Raw genomic sequence first — 16,845 nt, forward strand, 5'->3', positions numbered from 1 at the left:
CAATTGGCAAGGGTTACGATGCAAAAAGCTTGCCTTAACGAGGCATCGAGATAGATTTCGTGAAACTTATTTCTCCAGGAAGAACCTTTGAAACGTTCGATTAAATTTTCCTTGGCTACCGTTCTTATAATCGTAGCCGCATATACTGGCGTTTATTATTCGACTCTGCCTTCTTACCAGTATAAAGAACATGCTCTACCCTCCGACTTCGATAGTTATTACCGAATTAAATTGGCTGAAACTAAAGCCAAGGGCGGCCGTATCGGCAATGAAGAAAAACTTATTCGTTTCTCCCGTGGGAAAACGCCGGTGGCCATTCTGTACGTCCACGGATTCGGAGCTTCCCGCGCCGAAGGAGAAGAATCTATGGATAAAATAGCGGCAAAACTCAAGGCCAATATTTACTATCTACGCTTGCCCGGACACGGGACAAACAACGAAGATCATAGAGATACCGACTTCCGAGAATATCTTACGACTGCCGAAGAAAGTCTTTTGATGATGGATAAACTCGGTGATAAAATCGTATTGGTCGGGACCAGCATGGGCGGACTAATATCCACATATCTTGCGTCCAAATATCCCGATAAAATTCACGCATTAATCTTACTATCTCCTTTCTTCGATTTTACGGTACCGATCGCCAAATTATTCTATCTCCCCGGAGGTACCTCTTTAGCGGAAATGATCAACGGTAAAATAAGAAAATCTCCGCCCAGAGTCGAGGGAGATGGAATCGGCGAAAAATATTACGAGTATTGGTACAAAGACCAGTATCTATCATCGGTGCAGCATGTTTCTAACGTCAAAAAGTTCATAGCTTCGAACGAGAAGTTTGCTAATATTCATAGTCCTTCTTTATTAATATATTATTATAAAGATAAGGATCATCAGGATAAAGTAGCGAGCGTGTCCGCCATGTTGGAGGCATTTTCTAAATTCGGAGGAGATCATCCAAACCCTCTGAACACTAAAGTTGCAATAGAACAAGGACATCATGTTCTCACTTCGAAACATGTGTCGACGGACAAGGAAAAAATCGAATTATCGATATTGGATTTTTTATCCAGGACCGGCATTCAATGACGCGTTCGTACTCGAAAATTCGATAATGTGACTACGCTCTATACGGTCATTTTGTATTGAAACCCGATGCAGCAGCAGCGATTTCTTCCATCAATAAGGAAAGACCGGGACGGATGAATTTACGATGACAGAGAAAGAATTTTCTTTCCGCCGTTAATTCGGGCAAATCGATCTTTCGCAAACGATCGTTAAGCGAATATTCGGATAGAAATCCTATTCCTAATCCGGCCTCAAGAGATTTTATCACGGACTCCACGCTTCGAAGTTCCATGGAAATACGCGGTCGAAAGCTTTTACCCAAGGTTCGGATTTTCTTCTCGACTGCCCTTCTGACCGCGGATGCCGGATGGAAGAAAACGAACGAAGTATCGTTCAGATCGGTTAGGCGGATTTTTTTTCTTTTGAAAATCTCATGCTCTTTGGCTGCGACCGCGACGATTCTATCGGAAAGAAATTCCCTTTCCACCAACCCGGGTTCAGCCACGGGACCGGTAAGAATGCCTAAATCCGCTTCCCCTCTAAGTAAGGCTTCCTTAGTTTCTTGCGCGTCCCCTTCTCTAACCGACAATACGAGTCCAGGATTATCTATCATAATTTTCTTAAGTATTTTCGGCAAAATCCAAGCCGACACCGTTCCGCCGGCCGAGATCGAAAACGTTCCCGATAATTCCTTGCCCGGCTCCTTCATACCGTCTTTTAGCTCTTCCCAGAGAGTATTCATTTTATCGGCATAACCTAAAAAGATCTCCCCTTCGTGCGTAAGACTAATTTCTCTCGGTCCTCGTTCCATAAGCGGTTTTCCGATTTCCCGCTCGAGCAGGGCCATCTGCCTGGATAACGCAGGTTGGGTCAGGCCGAGCCCTTCCGCAGCCCTCTGAAAGGTTCCGATTTTGACGATTTCCAAGAAATATCGAATCTGCCTAAATTCCATAAAAACCTTACTCGCATAAGTATAACTTTTACTTATACTGTCAATAAATTCTATTTATTTGCATTATATTAAGAATATTGATACTCTACGGATGTCGGAGGAAAAAATGAACCCCAGAACCTTATACGATAAAATTTGGGAACAACACCTGATAGTTTCCGGAAAAGACGAGGAATCCTTGCTCTTTGTGGACAGGCATTTGCTGCATGAAGTGACTTCCGCGCAAGCATTCGAGGCGTTACGCAATAAGGGAAGAAAAGTAAAATTCCCGAAGCTAACCCTTGCAGTGATCGACCATAATATTTCTACGAAAGACAGGCGAAATAAAGACGCTGCCGGTCCGGTTTCTAGGATTCAAATGGATACGATCGAAAACAACTGCCGGGAATTCGGAATCGAGTTATTCGGTTGGGAAAATCCCGATCAAGGGATCGTTCACGTTCTTGCTCCGGAGCTCGGCTTTACGTTACCCGGAACTGTAGTCGTTTGCGGCGATTCTCATACTGCTACGCACGGAGCCTTTGGAGCCCTCGCGTTTGGTATCGGAACCAGCGAGGTGGAGCACGTCTTGGTCACGCAAACTTTAAGGCAAAGAAAAGCCAAATCGATGCTGGTAAAACTTAACGGTAAATTGGGTAAAGGTATTACCTCCAAGGATATCGTACTAGCCCTCATCGGCAAAATCGGAACAAACGGAGGACAAGGTTACGTCTTGGAATATTCCGGAAACGCGGTAAAGGAACTTTCGATGGATGCGAGAATGACTCTTTGCAATATGAGCATCGAAGCCGGAGCCCGTGCAGGTTTAATCGCGCCGGACGATACAACATTCGAATATTTGAATGGAAAGGATTTCTCTCCTAAAGGCGACGCGTTCGTACAAGCACTTGAATACTGGAAAACCCTATATTCCGATTCGGAGGAAGCCTTCGATAAAATCGTAGAGATGAATGTTTCGCAAATCGAGCCTCAAGTCACTTGGGGAACGAATCCTTCTCAAACGGCCTCCATCTCCGGCGTCGTTCCGAATCCGAATTCCTTCACGGATATTAACCGAAAAGAAACGGCAGAGAAAGCGATTCAGTATATGGGTTTGAGTCCCGAAATGAAAATTAATGAAATCCAAATCGATAAAGTTTTTATCGGCTCTTGCACCAATTCTAGAATCGAAGACCTTAGGGCGGCCGCAATATTGGCGAAAGGCAGAACTGTCCACCCTACGGTGAAAGCGATCGTAGTTCCGGGATCGGGGCGAGTAAAGCGTCAAGCGGAGTCCGAAGGTTTGGATCAAATTTTCTTAGCCGCCGGTTTTGAATGGAGAGAACCGGGTTGCTCTCTTTGCTTAGCGATGAACGACGACATCCTGCAAGAAGGAGAACGATGTGCATCCACATCAAATCGAAATTTCGAAGGAAGACAAGGTCGAGGAGGACGCACGCATCTTGTTAGTCCGACGATGGCGGTCGGTGCCGCAGTCACCGGAAAATTTACGGACGTTCGGGAGTGGAAAGAAATATGAAGGCATGGACTAAACATACCGGGATAATCGCGCCTCTTTATAGAGCCGATATCGATACGGATCAAATTTTACCGAAACAATTCATGAAGAAGATAGAGCGAACGGGTTTCGGACGACACCTTTTTCACGATTGGAGATATTCGGATCCGAACGGTGAAATTCCGAACGGAGAATTCATATTAAATAAATCTGATTATGCAGAGGCAAGTATTCTACTTACCGGGCCGAATTTCGGGTGCGGCTCCAGTAGAGAGCATGCACCGTGGGCATTGTCGGATTTCGGAATTCGAGTGATTGTTGCTCCCTCGTTTGCGGATATTTTCTCCATAAATTGTCCGAAAAACGGAATCGCTTTAGTAATGTTAACGGAACGGGAAATTGCACTATTGCAAAAATGGGTGCAATCCGTTCCTAAAGCGACTGCGAGCGTAGACCTTTTCGAAAGAAAGATCATATTCGGCGAAACTGAAGCAGGATTTTCCTTGGATGAAAATTCGGTACAGAGAATTCGAAACGGATGGGATGATATCGATCTAACTCTGAAAGATTCCCGACTTCTTTCAAAGTTTGAGGATCGGTATTTTCAGGAACGTTCCTATTTGACTCCTTTCCGTTAAAGCCACTCAATTCGAACGAATTTACGGAAGATACAATAAGAAATCGAACAAAGTTCGGTTTCTTATTGTTGTATCGTTTTCTTGCTATTTCTCATGCGAACAGCCTGGAATTAATGCTGGTAGAGAAATCCGCAAAAATTATACTATCCGTCTACTCTTCCTAACTGTATCTACCTAGTTGCCGGAGTGAACCAGGAATGAAACCAACCCTTTCTCTTGAACCAAGAATTAAAAAACCTATGTTGACCATTCCTGACGAAGCGGTTCGCAGCGGAGTCTTTCATTTAAACAGAGACTCACTGGGATCTCCAATCCGGCTTCGAGACGGAGTAACTATTCAATACGAGACGCCCCCGGATCGAAAGAGATCTATTTTGGATCGAGTCCTGTTTCGTAGCGATCTCGCTTTTCTAATCGGATACTTTCGCGAGATCTTTGCCAGCAGGAAGCAATGTTTAAAAAATGAATATACCGACGAAGTTTGGTTGGAATCTTCCGGAAGAATCTTGGACGTCATCGAAGGATGCGAAGGAAAGTTCAAAATCGAGGGAATAGAGCACGTCATCTCTCCTCAAGGGCCGGTAGTCTTTGCGGGAAATCATATGAGCGTCCTGGAGACCTTCGTCTTTCCTTACTTTTTAGTGGCTCATCGACCCGTAACCTACGTTGTTAAGGAAAGTCTTGTGAACGGAAAAGTTTTCGGGCCGATCATGCGATCTCGAAACCCGATAGCAGTCGGGCGGACGAACCCGCGCGAAGATCTTGTGAAGGTGTTGGAGGAAGGAACTGCCATCCTCAAGGGAGGAACTTCGATTGTCGTATTTCCGCAAAGTACTCGGACTAGGACATTCGATCCGAGCGAATTTAATTCTATTGCGGTGAAACTGGCATCTAGGGCCGGAGTTCCTGTCGTTCCCTTTGCAGTAAAAACGGACTTTTGGCAAAACGGAAAGTTACTGAAAGATATCGGCAGCCTAGTCAGGAATCGAATGATCCATATGAAATTCGGCACTCCCCTTTCCGTAGCCACAGACTCCAGAAAAAATCAGGAAATTCTTTTGCAATTCGTTCTAAAGAATCTCAAAGAATGGGGAGTCGAAATCAAAAACTCTACCGTTTAAAAAAAGCGAATCTTAGTATCCGCCTCCTCCTCCACCGCCTGAACCGGATCCACCGCTACAGGCTCCTATAACTATAAGATATTGATTGTTACAATTCGCTGCGTATGCCGCTCCGCCATTCATATTTAAGCAAGCAAGATACAATGCGGAAGCTTCCTTGCAATTATTATCCTTATTATGATTGTTTTTTCCCGTTCCGTACAAGTTGTTCGTATTGTTATTACACGATACAAACAACAAGAACAGCAGTACTGCACCGATTCGAATATACAAATTCATTTTATTGTACCAATTCCAGATTCAGGTTCTAAGCGAAAGAGAGAATTCTTTCGAAGAATACCTTCACTCGATAAAGTTATGACTAATATTGCTAAATCAACGTTTTTCTGATACGAATTCGAATACTCGGAACGAACGATAAACGAACAGGAACTAAGCGGTTTTCGAAAGCAAAGAATTCATATCCGAATGTAGCGGATCTGTAATACGCTTTCGACATAAACAAGTTAAATAATACTGAAATTGGGAGGGCCGAGTAATATGGAAAATGAAGAATTGCTCGATCGGGAAGAAAACAATCCAACTAGATTTAGCCGGAATATTGCAAGCTGGAAGCCGGGGATTACTGTGCGAATTTTACGAAAAATACACGGATACTCACGCAAAGAACTAGCGGAAAAGTTAGGGGGAGTAGAAGTCGAATACGTGACATCCATAGAAAAAGGAAAATTGACGATCGGAAAGAATCTAGCCCGTAAGCTTGCGGAAATATTCGAAATATCGGCGGAAATATTCGTTTAAAATTATCTTCCTGAGAAGTCAATTTTCTGCTCGGACCCATCCTATGGGTTAGGTTCCGATATTCATTCCCGAACGCCTAGCGCGATCTAATCCTTCTATTCCATTCAAGAATCAGACTTAAATTAATAATTTTCAGGAGCACTATTGCCTTACCCCCCTGTCTATGTTACTGTATTCAAGATGAACCGATTAAGCCTGAGGATAGTAGTAGGAACCTTTTTTTTATTAGCGGTTTCTTTCTTTCTACTGCATAATTCGGATTATTCATTCCAAAACGGAATTTCATCTTCGGTACAACTTGCTTGCTTTGCGACTATTTTCCTAGTTCTGGGATTCTTATCGACTACTGTAGTTTCCTCTTACCTAGATCGCGAGAAGGCAGGATTTTCTAGTCGCTCCGAATTAAGAAGAGCGGTACAAGAAAGAGAAAGAGCCGAAGCGTTACTGCAAATTTTATTCGACGAACTTCCTCGATCGACACCGTTACATTCCCTATTAAATAAATTACTTACGACAATCGAAAAATTCTCTCCCGAAATGCAGACTTCGATCATGCTACTAAACAAAGAACGTGATCGGATTGAGACTGGAATCTCTCCCAGCCTTCCGAAATCTTATCTAAAATCCCTCGAAGGAATTAAAATTGGCCCCGAGGCAGGCTCTTGCGGAACTTCCGCTTATAAGGGAAAGTTAGTCATCGTTTCGGACATTCTCACAGATCCATTATGGAAAGATTATAGATACTTGACGATGAGTTACGGACTGAGAGCTTGCTGGTCTCAACCCATCTATTCTCCGGAAGGAGACGTTTTAGGCACGTTTGCCATCTACTATAAGAAAGTTCATAAACCTGAAGATCGCGACTTGCGACTAATTTTCTTCGCAGCCTATATTGTACGCTTAGCCATCCAGTACCAAACATTTGAGGAAGGAAGAAGTAAGAGTGAGAGCAAATATAGGGACTTGGTCGAAAATGCCTCCGACGGAATTTTCGTCGCTAACACGGACGGCAAGCTTTTGGAAATTAATCCGAGCGGAAGCAAAATGCTCGGTTATACTAGAGAAGAATTATTAACACTGAATATAAAGGATTTGATCCAGCCGGAAGATCTCGCCGCCACACCTTTAAGAGGCTTCACTCTTCAAGATCGCAAATCGATGATACTGGAACGTAAACTGATCAGAAAGGACAAGAAATTAATTTCCGTCGAAATAAGCGCACGATATCTTGATTCCGGGCATTTACAGGGTATCGTTAGAGACATTTCCGAGCGAACGGCTGCGGAACGCACTCTTAGACAAGCACAGAAAATGGAAAGTATAGGTTTGCTGGCAGGTGGAATAGCTCACGATTTCAACAACCTGCTCACGATGATTCTCGGAACTGCAGACGTCATTCGACAGATTTGTAAATCGGACCCTTCTCTAAGGAAACATGCCAATAGAATTATAGAAGCTTCGGAGCGTGGAAAAGCGATTACGAGACAACTTCTATTATTTGCAAGCCCGGGTTCGACCGAAATGAAACCTATTTCAATTGCTCCTTTGTTAAAGGAAGTCACGGATATGATGCGATTCTCACTGCCTAAAAATATTCGCCTTGAAACCGATTTCCGGTCTCTCAACGGAATCATTTTAGGCGACTCCGGTCATTTGCATCAGGCGGTTCTCAATCTCATACTGAATGCCAAAGACGCAATGCCCGACGGCGGAAGCGTTTGTGTCGGAGGAGGAATCATAGACGGGAAAACGCTTCGATCCAAATTTCCGGAAGCGAATGTGGAGAATTATATCGAAGTCGATATTACGGACACCGGAATCGGAATGAAGGCGGAAAATAAGGAAAGAATTTTCGAACCATTTTTTACGACGAAGGGCAACAACGGGACCGGACTCGGATTATCGATCGTAAGAGGTATCGTAACCGAACACTCAGGATTTATCGAGGTGGAATCAGAGGAGGAAAAAGGAACTAAATTTTCCCTCTTTTTTCCCGTGATCAGAACAACCGTCAACACGATTCGAAAAGACGAGGATTATTCAAAAAAAATAAATCTCAATGTTCTAATAGTCGACGACGAAGAATTGGTTCTGGAAGTTCTTCGGGAAATATTGACTCTCTCCGGCTCGAATGTTTGGACACGAAAAACCGGCGAAGGAGCTCTTGCATTTTATAAGGAAGCACCCGAAAAATTCGACGTAATCATCACTGATTTAGGAATGCCGGGAATGGGGGGAGAAACATTAATCGATCTGCTCCTACAATTTAATCCGAATGTGAATATTATTGTAATTTCGGGGAACCTCGAAAAAGACAAAAAAGAAATTTTAAAAATGAAAGGAATTAAATCCTTTTTAGATAAACCTTATAAAGCTTCGGAAGTCTACTCGGCCCTGCAGGAGATTCAGAAAAGCGATTCTCTATCGAGTTAGCGAAAACTTTTCCTAATTTCGGAAATAAAATTACGAACGAGGTGGTCTCACCGATTAGAGTCAGGAGGAAATTCTATGAAACTCTCCTTGGTTACGACTTTAATTCGACTGAGTGGACTCGGATTAACGCTACTTTTCCTGAGCGGATGCGCCACTTTTCCAAACCAGTACGACGGATCCAACGGCCAAAACACAAATAACTGTAACGGAAACTCTGCATATTCCTGCAATCGATCCTATTATCCGTATCGGTACGGAAATTATTATGGGAATCAAAACATGAATTCTTATAATCAAGGATCTCGCGGCTCCGGTCATAACCCTTTCTTCGTTCCGGGAGGTCGATACCATAATATCGGTCGGCCTTCGCATTGGAGATTATAGTAAAGTCCGATCTCGATAGTTGATATAGCGGTTAACTTGATTCCGAACCGCTGTATCAACTCCGACGAAATGAAAAAATCCGATCAACGCAATTCTTTTACTAACTCCTTCCAGCATTCATCGAGTGACCTCTTTACCGAAAATAAATCGGAGCTAGGTTTAGAAGCGTTTTCTCTAATTGGAATTCCTTTTTCCATTATACTTTCAACGAAAGAAGTTTTGCCCGACGGAAAATACCAATCTACTATAAACCAATCGCTCGGATATTTAGCTAAAAATCGTTTTTGACACCGAAAGGATTCTATCCCGGGACCTTTCTCCTTATCATAGATGGACATACTAACGCGAATTGAAGCATCCAGTCTCCGATGTCCTTCTTTCGAATCCGGTTCTATTCCAGCTCTAGTAAAGACGGGCGGATCGTTTTGAAGGAAGATTAATATTTGAAGTGAACCTTCTTTAGAGTCTTCCGAGGAAAACTCGAGAGGCAATCCGTTGGACTTCGCTACTTTTGTGGCTACCTCTGCCGCTTTATCCGAATAATTTTTTCCTAAATTAGCGGATAGCAACGTCTCGGGAGGCTGGGCAATCGGAGCCGCTTGAAGCTTCCCTCCGTCCAAAAGATTGACTTTCTTGTCCAAACCTTGCAACTCCGTCTTATGCACATAGATCAACTTCAACTGCTTCTCCAAAAGAGAATCATCCAGAGATTCGTCGAAGTTCGGAATTCCGTCGACACCATATATGCTAACCTTCCACTTCGCTTTCTTTTCCCGATCGGATTTGAAATACGCTTTTGCGGTGTTACCGACTACGGCCGCGAATTTTTTCGTAGGGGAATCGAATTCTTTCGCCCCGCTGCGCACCGACCCTTGACAGGATAAAATCGAAAATACTCCGACCCATATGAGCACAATTATGACTTCATTTCTCATTCTCTCTTCTCTCCTTTTTTATCCAAGTTTCCATTTAACGTACGGTCACGCAGATACATGATTTTGTTGCTTATCCGAATCAACTTTTCCATCCACTAAATGGATCTGCCGACCCGCTAGTGCCGCATAATCAGGATCATGTGTTACGTACAAAATGGTGGTTTTATTCTCTCTATTAATTCTTCTGAAAATTTCCATCGCCTTATCGCCGTTAACCGTATCTAAATTTCCCGTCGGTTCGTCCGCAAAAAGAAAGCTCGGATTCATTATCAATGATCTGGCAATCGCGGTTCGCTGTTGTTCCCCGCCGGACATTTGGGCGGGAAATTTATCCCTACAAGATTCCAATTCAAACTCCCGAAATAACTGTCTAGCGTATTCCTTCTTCTTACCGTGTTGATCCGTTTTTCTGGCCGGCATCAAAACATTCTCGATAGCGGTTAATTCGGGTAGAAGGTAGTGAAATTGGAATACAAAACCGATATGCTGGTTTCTAAACCGATGGGATTCAACGCTTCCCATTCCAAAAAGATCGATCCCGTCCAAAAAAACTCTCCCTTTACTAGGTTGATCCAACCCGCTCAACATATATAGTAATGTCGATTTACCCGAGCCCGATCTTCCGGTAAGAGATACGAATTCTCCTTTCTTCAGATTGAAATTGATTTTACTCACAACCTCGATCGGCGGTTCTCCGAAACTTTTACTTAAATCGGTACAAAGTATTGAAATATCGTTATTGCTATTCATGCTGTTCCTTACGTACTACCGCGAATAATTTCCACCGGGGAAAGTTTAGAGGCCGACCTTGCGGGAATATAAGCCGCCACTGCGGCGGAAATCTGAGCGATCGAGAATGCTTTGATATAGATAAGAGGATTCCAGGAAATCCGCATAACGCTAGACATCATCGCACCTTTTGAACCCGAAGCACCTCCGATGGGATAACCGTCCAAATAGTAGCAGGCCGTCGCACCAACCAATAACCCGCTAATCGCACCTAAAAAACCGAGAAGTAATCCTTGGATAACGAATAGCACGATCGTATCCTTTTCGTCGAATCCGATGGAACGGAGGATTGCGATCTCCCTCTTTTTCTGATTCACCACCATATTCAGAATATTATATATTCCGAATGCAACTACGAGCATAATCGTAAATGTGGTCGTATTGCGGACTATATTCTGAGTATTGAATACGGCCAGAATATTTTCGTATGCTTGATCCCAGCTTTGCACTTTATCTCTGGTAAAGAAAGACCATTCGGTGGCTACGTCCGCTGCCTGAGATAAGTCTTTAAGTCGTATAGCGATCTCCGAAACGACACCGTTTGCCTGAGTAATCCTTTGGACTGTCCGAAGAGAGGCATAAACCGCCGTATCATCGATCATCTTATTACCTACGCGAATTACTCCGCCGACTTTTACATGGGCTACATTCCCTTGTGCGGTTACGACCTGTACAGTGTCCCCCAGACTAGCGCCTAGCTTCTCCAGCAGGCCGGAACCGACAAAGATCATATCCCCGCCTCGATCCAAGTCTCTAAAGTTCCCTTGCTCGACGTAGTTACCTATCGTGGTCACCTTCATTTGTCGTACTGGATCGACGCCCTGCAGTTTTCCGGGTAGAGTTTGTTTACCGAATTTAAAAATCAATTGTTGATTCAACTGAGGCGCGTATGCCTCGACACGATCGTCCTCGTCCAGTTTTAAAAACCAGCCATTGGCATTCGTTAATTGGTTCGAATCGGTTTTACCCGAAGGAGGTTTTATCCAACGAACTGCAACCGACTCCGGAAAAAAAACTCCTCGAAAGGTTTCTACTTTTAGAACGTCGTCCCGAGGAGAAATTCGAATCTGCGCATCGTTATTCACTAATTGATCTGTGATATATTCTTGAAACCCGATCATGATTCCCGAAAAAGAACAGTATGCCGCCGTTCCTAATAAAATACCTAGAAAAGTCAAAAACGTTTGCTGGGGTCGACTCAATAGTTGTCGAATTGCTAAGAATAGCATAACTCTTTCATCTCCCTTCTTGAATGTATACGGTATCGGTCGGTAGAATTGAATTCTCCAATACTTCGCACCACTCTCCGTCTACGGCTCCGACCTTTGCGGGTATCCAAAACGTTTTACCGTCTCGTTTGATCTGAATCCTACCTTTTTCAATGGAGCTTATCGGAATGAGTAACACGTTCGTTTTTCGATCCACTTCCACCGCCACGTCTGCGGTCATTTCCGGAAGAACTCCCGCAGGCATTGAATCCACTTCTATTCTCACAAAGAATTGTCCGTCGGAAGGATACACTTTCGTCACTTTACCGTGCAATTTCATTCCTCGCAGAGTTTCAAAACTTAATTCCGCAGGCTGGCCGACCCGAAGGCGCAGCATGGAATCTTGGTCTAAAGACAGGAGTACGTAAATCTTCTTGAGATCCATCATGGTTAAAACGGAAATTCCCGGCATGACGACTTCGGCTTCCTGGTAGGATAAAGTTGTCACCGTTCCGTCAAACGGAGCCCGGAATATTGCAGCGGAATCCGAAACTAACAATTCGGTTCCGGCTTTTAAAATATCGCCTTCTTTGACGAATAGTTTCTTAATCTCGGAGGCGATCCCGAACTTCATATGATAAATTCGATCGGATTTTACCGTTCCCAAAGCATAAACGAGTTCCACGATCGGACCGTTTCGAGGAGACATCGATCTTTTACCGAAACCGATCTTAGCGATCAGAAAGACGCTTAGAAAAAAAAGACCTAATCCCACTATGACGATCGCAATCTTTCCTCTTCGGGATGAGTAAAGAAATCGAAAAAAAACTAGTAACTTATTCATTCACAACCTTTGAGAGGAATTCCTCTTTTGAAATTTTGTCAAAATCGGCGTCATTCCGATAAAGTGCTTCAATAATTCATAATTCGATTATCGAAACAAATAAATATTTTTTATTTCCAAAATATTCTATTAATGAATTTTTATTCGATTAACAAATCGGATCGGCACGCCGCTCTTTCTTTTTGATATACGGAATATGAATTCAAAAAAAGGTCAAACGCAAAGTAAAATAAGTAAATATACCATTGACAATTGTCTATTTACTGATAAAAATAAGGAGCAAAATTTAAATTTAACAATCGTGCTAATACCTTGTGAAAAGAAAATAAGAGTGATGGAAAACCTTAAAAGCGAATATTGCAAAATCGACTTTGGTCGCCCTGTCTTTTTTTATCTTCAACAAGCAGTCCATTTGAATCAAGCCATAGGACCTATGAAATCGGCGTCGAAACCGAGGGCGGCAAAACTTTACCAAGAACCCTAAATTGATGAATAAATTATGAGTGATGCGAATTTCTATAATCGAATTTTCGAAAACGGATCGGGAATCCCGAGCGTTTTAGAAAACATTCCGGTCCTGATCATGGCTGTGGATGACTCCTCTAGAATTGTTTTCTGGAACCGGGAATTAGAGAAAATAACCGGCTATTCATTTAAGGAAGTCTCTGAAGATACTGAACATTTTTTTACCCTTCTATTACCCAATAAAGAATACCGCCGATCGGTTACGGACGTCCTATTAAGATCTGACAATCACTTTGAAAATTGGGAGATCGAGCTAAAAACCAAAACGAACGAAACGAGAACGGTTTCCTGGTCGAGAGTTCCGGCAGAATCCTCGAATTTGAAGCAGAACAATTGGACTATCGGGATTGACGTCACTCAGAGAGTGGATGTAGAACGAAATCTCCAAAAATCAGTAAAGATCCTTTCGGATTTTCAGACCGCTCTCAATGCAGTATCCATCGTTGCCATCACCGACAAACGCGGAACGATTATTTATTCTAACGACAATTTTTGCAAAATTAGCGGATACTCAAAAGACGAGCTATTAGGTCAAAACCACCGAATCATAAATTCGGGCTATCACGATGCTGAATTTTTCCTAAACCTTTGGCAGACCATATCGAGGGGAAAAATCTGGCGAGGGGAAATACGCAATAAAGCTAAAGACGGACGCTTTTATTGGGTTGATACGACTATTTCCCCTATTTTCGACGATAAAGGAAAGCCGTTTCAATATTTAGTAATACGAAACGAAATCACCGAAAGAAAAGAGGCGGAAGAAAAGGCGAGATTGGCCGAGCATACCCTCAAGACATTCCAAGACCGCATGAGTCCTCACTTTCTATTCAATACGCTCAGTATTATTCATTCTTATTTAGAAACGAATTCGGCCCTGGCGGATTCCGCGATTTTAATGTTGGCCGAAAACTATCGTTTTCTCATCGATAACGCCAGTAAACAATTGGTTCCATTCGATATAGAATGGCAATTTATGGAAAATTACATTAATCTATTGAAGTTACGCTTCCAAGATTTTATGGACGTGGAAATTTCCAAAGAAGGCGATTTTCGAAAAAGCGTCCTCCCGCCTTTAATTCTGCAACCCTTGGTGGAAAATTCGTATATCCATGGAATTCGGGATAGAAACGGAAGAGGTAAAATTTGGGTTCATGCACAAATCGTCGGAGAGAGAACTACCATAACGATTCGAGATAACGGAGAAGGAATTAAGTCCTCCGTAAATCATTCCAGAACCCTGGGAAATATATCGGAAAGATTAAAGTATTTCCTTTTCGGATCGGAGTTGAAAATCGATAACCATCCGGCAGGCGGAGCAATAGTTACGGTCGCATTCGATAAGCCAAAAAACTGACTATTTCATAATGGGATAAAATGGAAACTGGTAAAAAAGAGTTAAAAATCTTAATCGTGGAAGACGAGGCTCCTACCCGGGATTTGCTCGTCAGTTACTGCCTCAGCCGTTCAGAATTAAAGCTATCCGGTATCGCGAAGGACGGAGAAGAAGCGTTAGAAAATCTGCAATCCAACGAATTTGATCTAGTCTTTCTGGACATTAATCTACCTAAACTTTCCGGTTTGGAAGTCTTGGAAAAGCTGGAAAAAACCCCTTACATCATATTTATAACTTCTCTCAGAGATAAGGCAATCGAAGCGTTCGAATTCGGGGCCTTAGACTATTTGTTAAAACCTTTTTCCAGAGACCGATTCAATAAAGCGGTGGATCGAGCCTTGGAATACATCAGCCGAGAAGGAAAATTGGGAAACAGCTCCTTTAACGAACACGGGTTGTTTATTCTTGAAAAGGAAAATTATTTCTTAATCCCATATAAGGATATCGCGTACATATCTTCCAGAGATAATTTCAGCGTTATCCATACCGACGAAAAAGAATACGTAACCTACAAGTCTCTTAAAAACTTGGAGACCAAACTGCCTCCTAATAAATTTTTACGAATCTTCAAACAATACATCATTCACCTGGAATATCTAATCAGACTCCAAAGCGACAATTCCGGAAATTACACCGTTTTCCTGAAAGACGAGGACGAAACCCAACTTCCGGTCGGACGAAAATACATCTCCAAAATTAAGGAGCTTTTGTAGGCTTTTCGCCCTGTAGTTTCGTCGAAAACCCGTCCGTTCCGACGAATGACACCCACCCCATTGACTATCGCTCGAATCCGGGTTAAATACCTATTTGTAAGAATTAAATCGAGGTATTTAATATGGCATCGGCTCTGGCATACCAAGTAACAGAAGAAAGAACTCCGCTCTCGGCCATTTGGTCCACGTTTCCGGCTTGTTCAAAGGATTTGTACGAATCTCTTTTGCATCCACGTTTTGGAAAACGCACCTTCAAGTTTCCCAAAAAAAGTATCCTCTTTAACGAGGGTAAGCCTACAACCGGATTTTACCTTGTTCTTCAAGGTACCGTTAGGACATTTAAAGATTCTCCCAACGGCCAAAGACAACAGACTCTCAAAATCTACTCTCCGGAAAGTTGGGTAGGACTTAGGGACGCAATTTCGGAAGACTACTACAACAAAACTGCGGAATGTCTGGAAGATACCGTCGCAGTATATATCGATAAGGAAGAAATGAAAAACGCGTTTAACCAAGACTTTTCCTTCCAATCTGCGATCACCAAGTACATTGCGACCGAATGTCGTGCCGCGGAAAATAGAATCTATTCGATGGGAACCAGACAAGTCCATTCTAAACTCGCGGAATTCCTCCTGTCCCTGAAAGAAAAATATGGATCTGAAATTAACGTAAAATTCAGCCGTGAAGTGATGGCAACTATGATCGGATCCAAAACGGAAACGTTAGTGCGGGCATTAACCGATCTAAAGGGAAAAGGTTGGATAGAAATCGATAAGAATATGATCTCCATTAGGAACGAAGAAGCTCTATTAAAGTTAATGGAGACCTAAAATTAGTTATCCCAATGGGTCAATTATCCATAATGATACCTAAACCAAAAATCGAATCGACGAGTCTGTCCATTCCCGTCCATCTCGTAAGTTTGGATGCAAATCTCGACATTCCTGACGGAGCGACGAAACTAACCCTGCTCGTAGAAGGCGCGACAGAAAAGTTAGGAACCCGCTCCGGAATGCATTTTCATAGACTTCGAAATAAATTGCATTTGAACAATATCGCGACCTTATCCTTGGACAGTCTTTTGACAGTCCAAGAAAGATCGATCTCCTTAAACGAGGTGGATACGAATCTTTTGAAGGATCGATTATTGACGGTTGCAAACTGGATTCGCGGATACGATAAGACAAAAAAATTAAAACTGTTTTGTTGCGTTTCCTACGATGCGGCGACGTATGTATTGAAGGCTGCGATCGAAAATCATCTTAAGATCGAAGGAATCATTTCCATTTCCGGGGATTTGGACGGATTCGCCGAAAAAAGTAAAGTAGCGAAACTCGACATACCGATGCTTTTGATATTTGGAGGGTTTGACTTTTCCAGAATAGAAAAAAACAAGCAGCTCTTTATAGAAGCCGAAAAACAAAAACGCGAGATGGAGATAGTACAACTTTCTTCCGGACTTTTTACTGAGGAAAAGAAATGGGATGAAGCGATGGACAAAATCTCACGTTGGTTGAATACCATCCGTTCCTAGAACATTTCCCCT

At 42.8% G+C, this 16,845-nt stretch carries 18 protein-coding genes; 12 read left to right on the forward strand and 6 right to left on the reverse strand.

From position 1 onward, the window contains the following. Window positions 1–87 precede the first annotated feature (87 nt). On the forward strand, window positions 88–1,086 hold the full coding sequence (locus tag LEP1GSC050_RS19545; protein ID WP_010570043.1) for an alpha/beta hydrolase: 999 nt from the start codon (window positions 88–90) through the stop codon (window positions 1,084–1,086). 46 nt (window positions 1,087–1,132) lie between these two features. On the opposite strand, the gene LEP1GSC050_RS19550 is transcribed toward LEP1GSC050_RS19545, so the two are convergent. Beyond that, entirely contained in the window at window positions 1,133–2,017 is an 885-nt protein-coding gene (locus tag LEP1GSC050_RS19550) for a LysR family transcriptional regulator (RefSeq protein WP_020987818.1), read from the reverse strand. A 106-nt stretch (window positions 2,018–2,123) separates the two neighbouring features. Here LEP1GSC050_RS19550 and leuC point away from each other — a divergent pair, with 106 nt between their 5' ends. From leuC to LEP1GSC050_RS19565, 3 genes are all read left to right on the forward strand, one after another. Then, window positions 2,124–3,536 carry a 3-isopropylmalate dehydratase large subunit gene (gene leuC, locus LEP1GSC050_RS19555; RefSeq protein WP_010570044.1) on the forward strand — a complete coding sequence of 471 codons (1,413 nt, stop codon included), beginning with the start codon at window positions 2,124–2,126 and terminating at the stop codon, window positions 3,534–3,536. Next, entirely contained in the window at window positions 3,533–4,153 is a 621-nt protein-coding gene (leuD, locus tag LEP1GSC050_RS19560) for a 3-isopropylmalate dehydratase small subunit (RefSeq protein WP_020987863.1), read from the forward strand. The genes leuC and leuD overlap by 4 nt, the downstream gene beginning before the upstream one ends. Window positions 4,154–4,350: 197 nt before the next feature. Beyond that, entirely contained in the window at window positions 4,351–5,274 is a 924-nt protein-coding gene (locus LEP1GSC050_RS19565; RefSeq protein WP_010570046.1) for a lysophospholipid acyltransferase family protein, read from the forward strand. 12 nt (window positions 5,275–5,286) lie between these two features. Here LEP1GSC050_RS19565 and LEP1GSC050_RS19570 read toward each other — a convergent pair whose 3' ends face one another. Next, on the reverse strand, window positions 5,287–5,553 hold the full coding sequence (locus LEP1GSC050_RS19570) for a hypothetical protein (protein WP_010570047.1): 267 nt from the start codon (window positions 5,551–5,553) through the stop codon (window positions 5,287–5,289). A 261-nt stretch (window positions 5,554–5,814) separates the two neighbouring features. Here LEP1GSC050_RS19570 and LEP1GSC050_RS19575 point away from each other — a divergent pair, with 261 nt between their 5' ends. The 3 genes from LEP1GSC050_RS19575 to LEP1GSC050_RS19585 all read left to right on the forward strand — a co-directional run bounded on the left by LEP1GSC050_RS19575 (window position 5,815) and on the right by LEP1GSC050_RS19585 (window position 8,892). After that, window positions 5,815–6,075 carry a helix-turn-helix transcriptional regulator gene (locus LEP1GSC050_RS19575; protein WP_010570048.1) on the forward strand — a complete coding sequence of 87 codons (261 nt, stop codon included), beginning with the start codon at window positions 5,815–5,817 and terminating at the stop codon, window positions 6,073–6,075. Window positions 6,076–6,219: 144 nt separating this feature from the next. Beyond that, window positions 6,220–8,508, forward strand: a complete 2,289-nt coding sequence (locus LEP1GSC050_RS19580) for a hybrid sensor histidine kinase/response regulator (RefSeq protein ID WP_040911952.1) — start codon at window positions 6,220–6,222, stop codon at window positions 8,506–8,508. Window positions 8,509–8,583: 75 nt separating this feature from the next. Next, window positions 8,584–8,892, forward strand: a complete 309-nt coding sequence (locus tag LEP1GSC050_RS19585; protein ID WP_010570051.1) for a hypothetical protein — start codon at window positions 8,584–8,586, stop codon at window positions 8,890–8,892. Between the two features lie 83 nt (window positions 8,893–8,975). Here LEP1GSC050_RS19585 and LEP1GSC050_RS19590 read toward each other — a convergent pair whose 3' ends face one another. The 4 genes from LEP1GSC050_RS19590 to LEP1GSC050_RS19605 are packed head-to-tail and all read right to left on the reverse strand — an operon-like array spanning window position 8,976 to window position 12,668. Further along, entirely contained in the window at window positions 8,976–9,827 is an 852-nt protein-coding gene (locus LEP1GSC050_RS19590; RefSeq protein WP_010570052.1) for a hypothetical protein, read from the reverse strand. A 45-nt stretch (window positions 9,828–9,872) separates the two neighbouring features. After that, window positions 9,873–10,577, reverse strand: a complete 705-nt coding sequence (locus LEP1GSC050_RS19595) for an ABC transporter ATP-binding protein (protein WP_010570053.1) — start codon at window positions 10,575–10,577, stop codon at window positions 9,873–9,875. Window positions 10,578–10,585: 8 nt separating this feature from the next. After that, a complete protein-coding gene (locus tag LEP1GSC050_RS19600; protein WP_010570054.1) occupies window positions 10,586–11,845 on the reverse strand; it encodes an ABC transporter permease in 1,260 nt (419 codons plus the stop codon). Window positions 11,846–11,852: 7 nt separating this feature from the next. Further along, the gene (locus LEP1GSC050_RS19605) at window positions 11,853–12,668 is read right to left on the reverse strand and encodes an efflux RND transporter periplasmic adaptor subunit (protein ID WP_020987889.1); all 816 of its coding nucleotides are present in this window, start codon (window positions 12,666–12,668) and stop codon (window positions 11,853–11,855) included. A gap of 196 nt (window positions 12,669–12,864) precedes the next feature. Between LEP1GSC050_RS19605 and LEP1GSC050_RS19610 the strand changes: the two genes are divergently transcribed. From LEP1GSC050_RS19610 to LEP1GSC050_RS19630, 5 genes are all read left to right on the forward strand, one after another. Further along, on the forward strand, window positions 12,865–13,152 hold the full coding sequence (locus LEP1GSC050_RS19610) for a hypothetical protein (RefSeq protein ID WP_010570056.1): 288 nt from the start codon (window positions 12,865–12,867) through the stop codon (window positions 13,150–13,152). 15 nt (window positions 13,153–13,167) lie between these two features. Further along, entirely contained in the window at window positions 13,168–14,547 is a 1,380-nt protein-coding gene (locus LEP1GSC050_RS19615; protein WP_010570057.1) for a PAS domain S-box protein, read from the forward strand. A gap of 20 nt (window positions 14,548–14,567) precedes the next feature. Continuing rightward, complete coding sequence (locus LEP1GSC050_RS19620; protein ID WP_010570058.1) at window positions 14,568–15,299, forward strand: LytR/AlgR family response regulator transcription factor; 732 nt, start codon at window positions 14,568–14,570, stop codon at window positions 15,297–15,299. Window positions 15,300–15,421: 122 nt separating this feature from the next. Then, window positions 15,422–16,129 (forward strand): Crp/Fnr family transcriptional regulator, encoded by a 708-nt coding sequence (locus tag LEP1GSC050_RS19625; protein WP_010570059.1) that lies wholly within the window; start codon window positions 15,422–15,424, stop codon window positions 16,127–16,129. A gap of 32 nt (window positions 16,130–16,161) precedes the next feature. Further along, window positions 16,162–16,833 carry a hypothetical protein gene (locus tag LEP1GSC050_RS19630; RefSeq protein WP_020987843.1) on the forward strand — a complete coding sequence of 224 codons (672 nt, stop codon included), beginning with the start codon at window positions 16,162–16,164 and terminating at the stop codon, window positions 16,831–16,833. The last annotated feature ends 12 nt before the right edge of the window (window positions 16,834–16,845 follow it).

Origin of the sequence: Leptospira broomii serovar Hurstbridge str. 5399, from assembly GCF_000243715.2 — a bacterium.
In the GTDB taxonomy this organism is placed as follows: Bacteria; Spirochaetota; Leptospiria; order Leptospirales; family Leptospiraceae; genus Leptospira_B; species Leptospira_B broomii.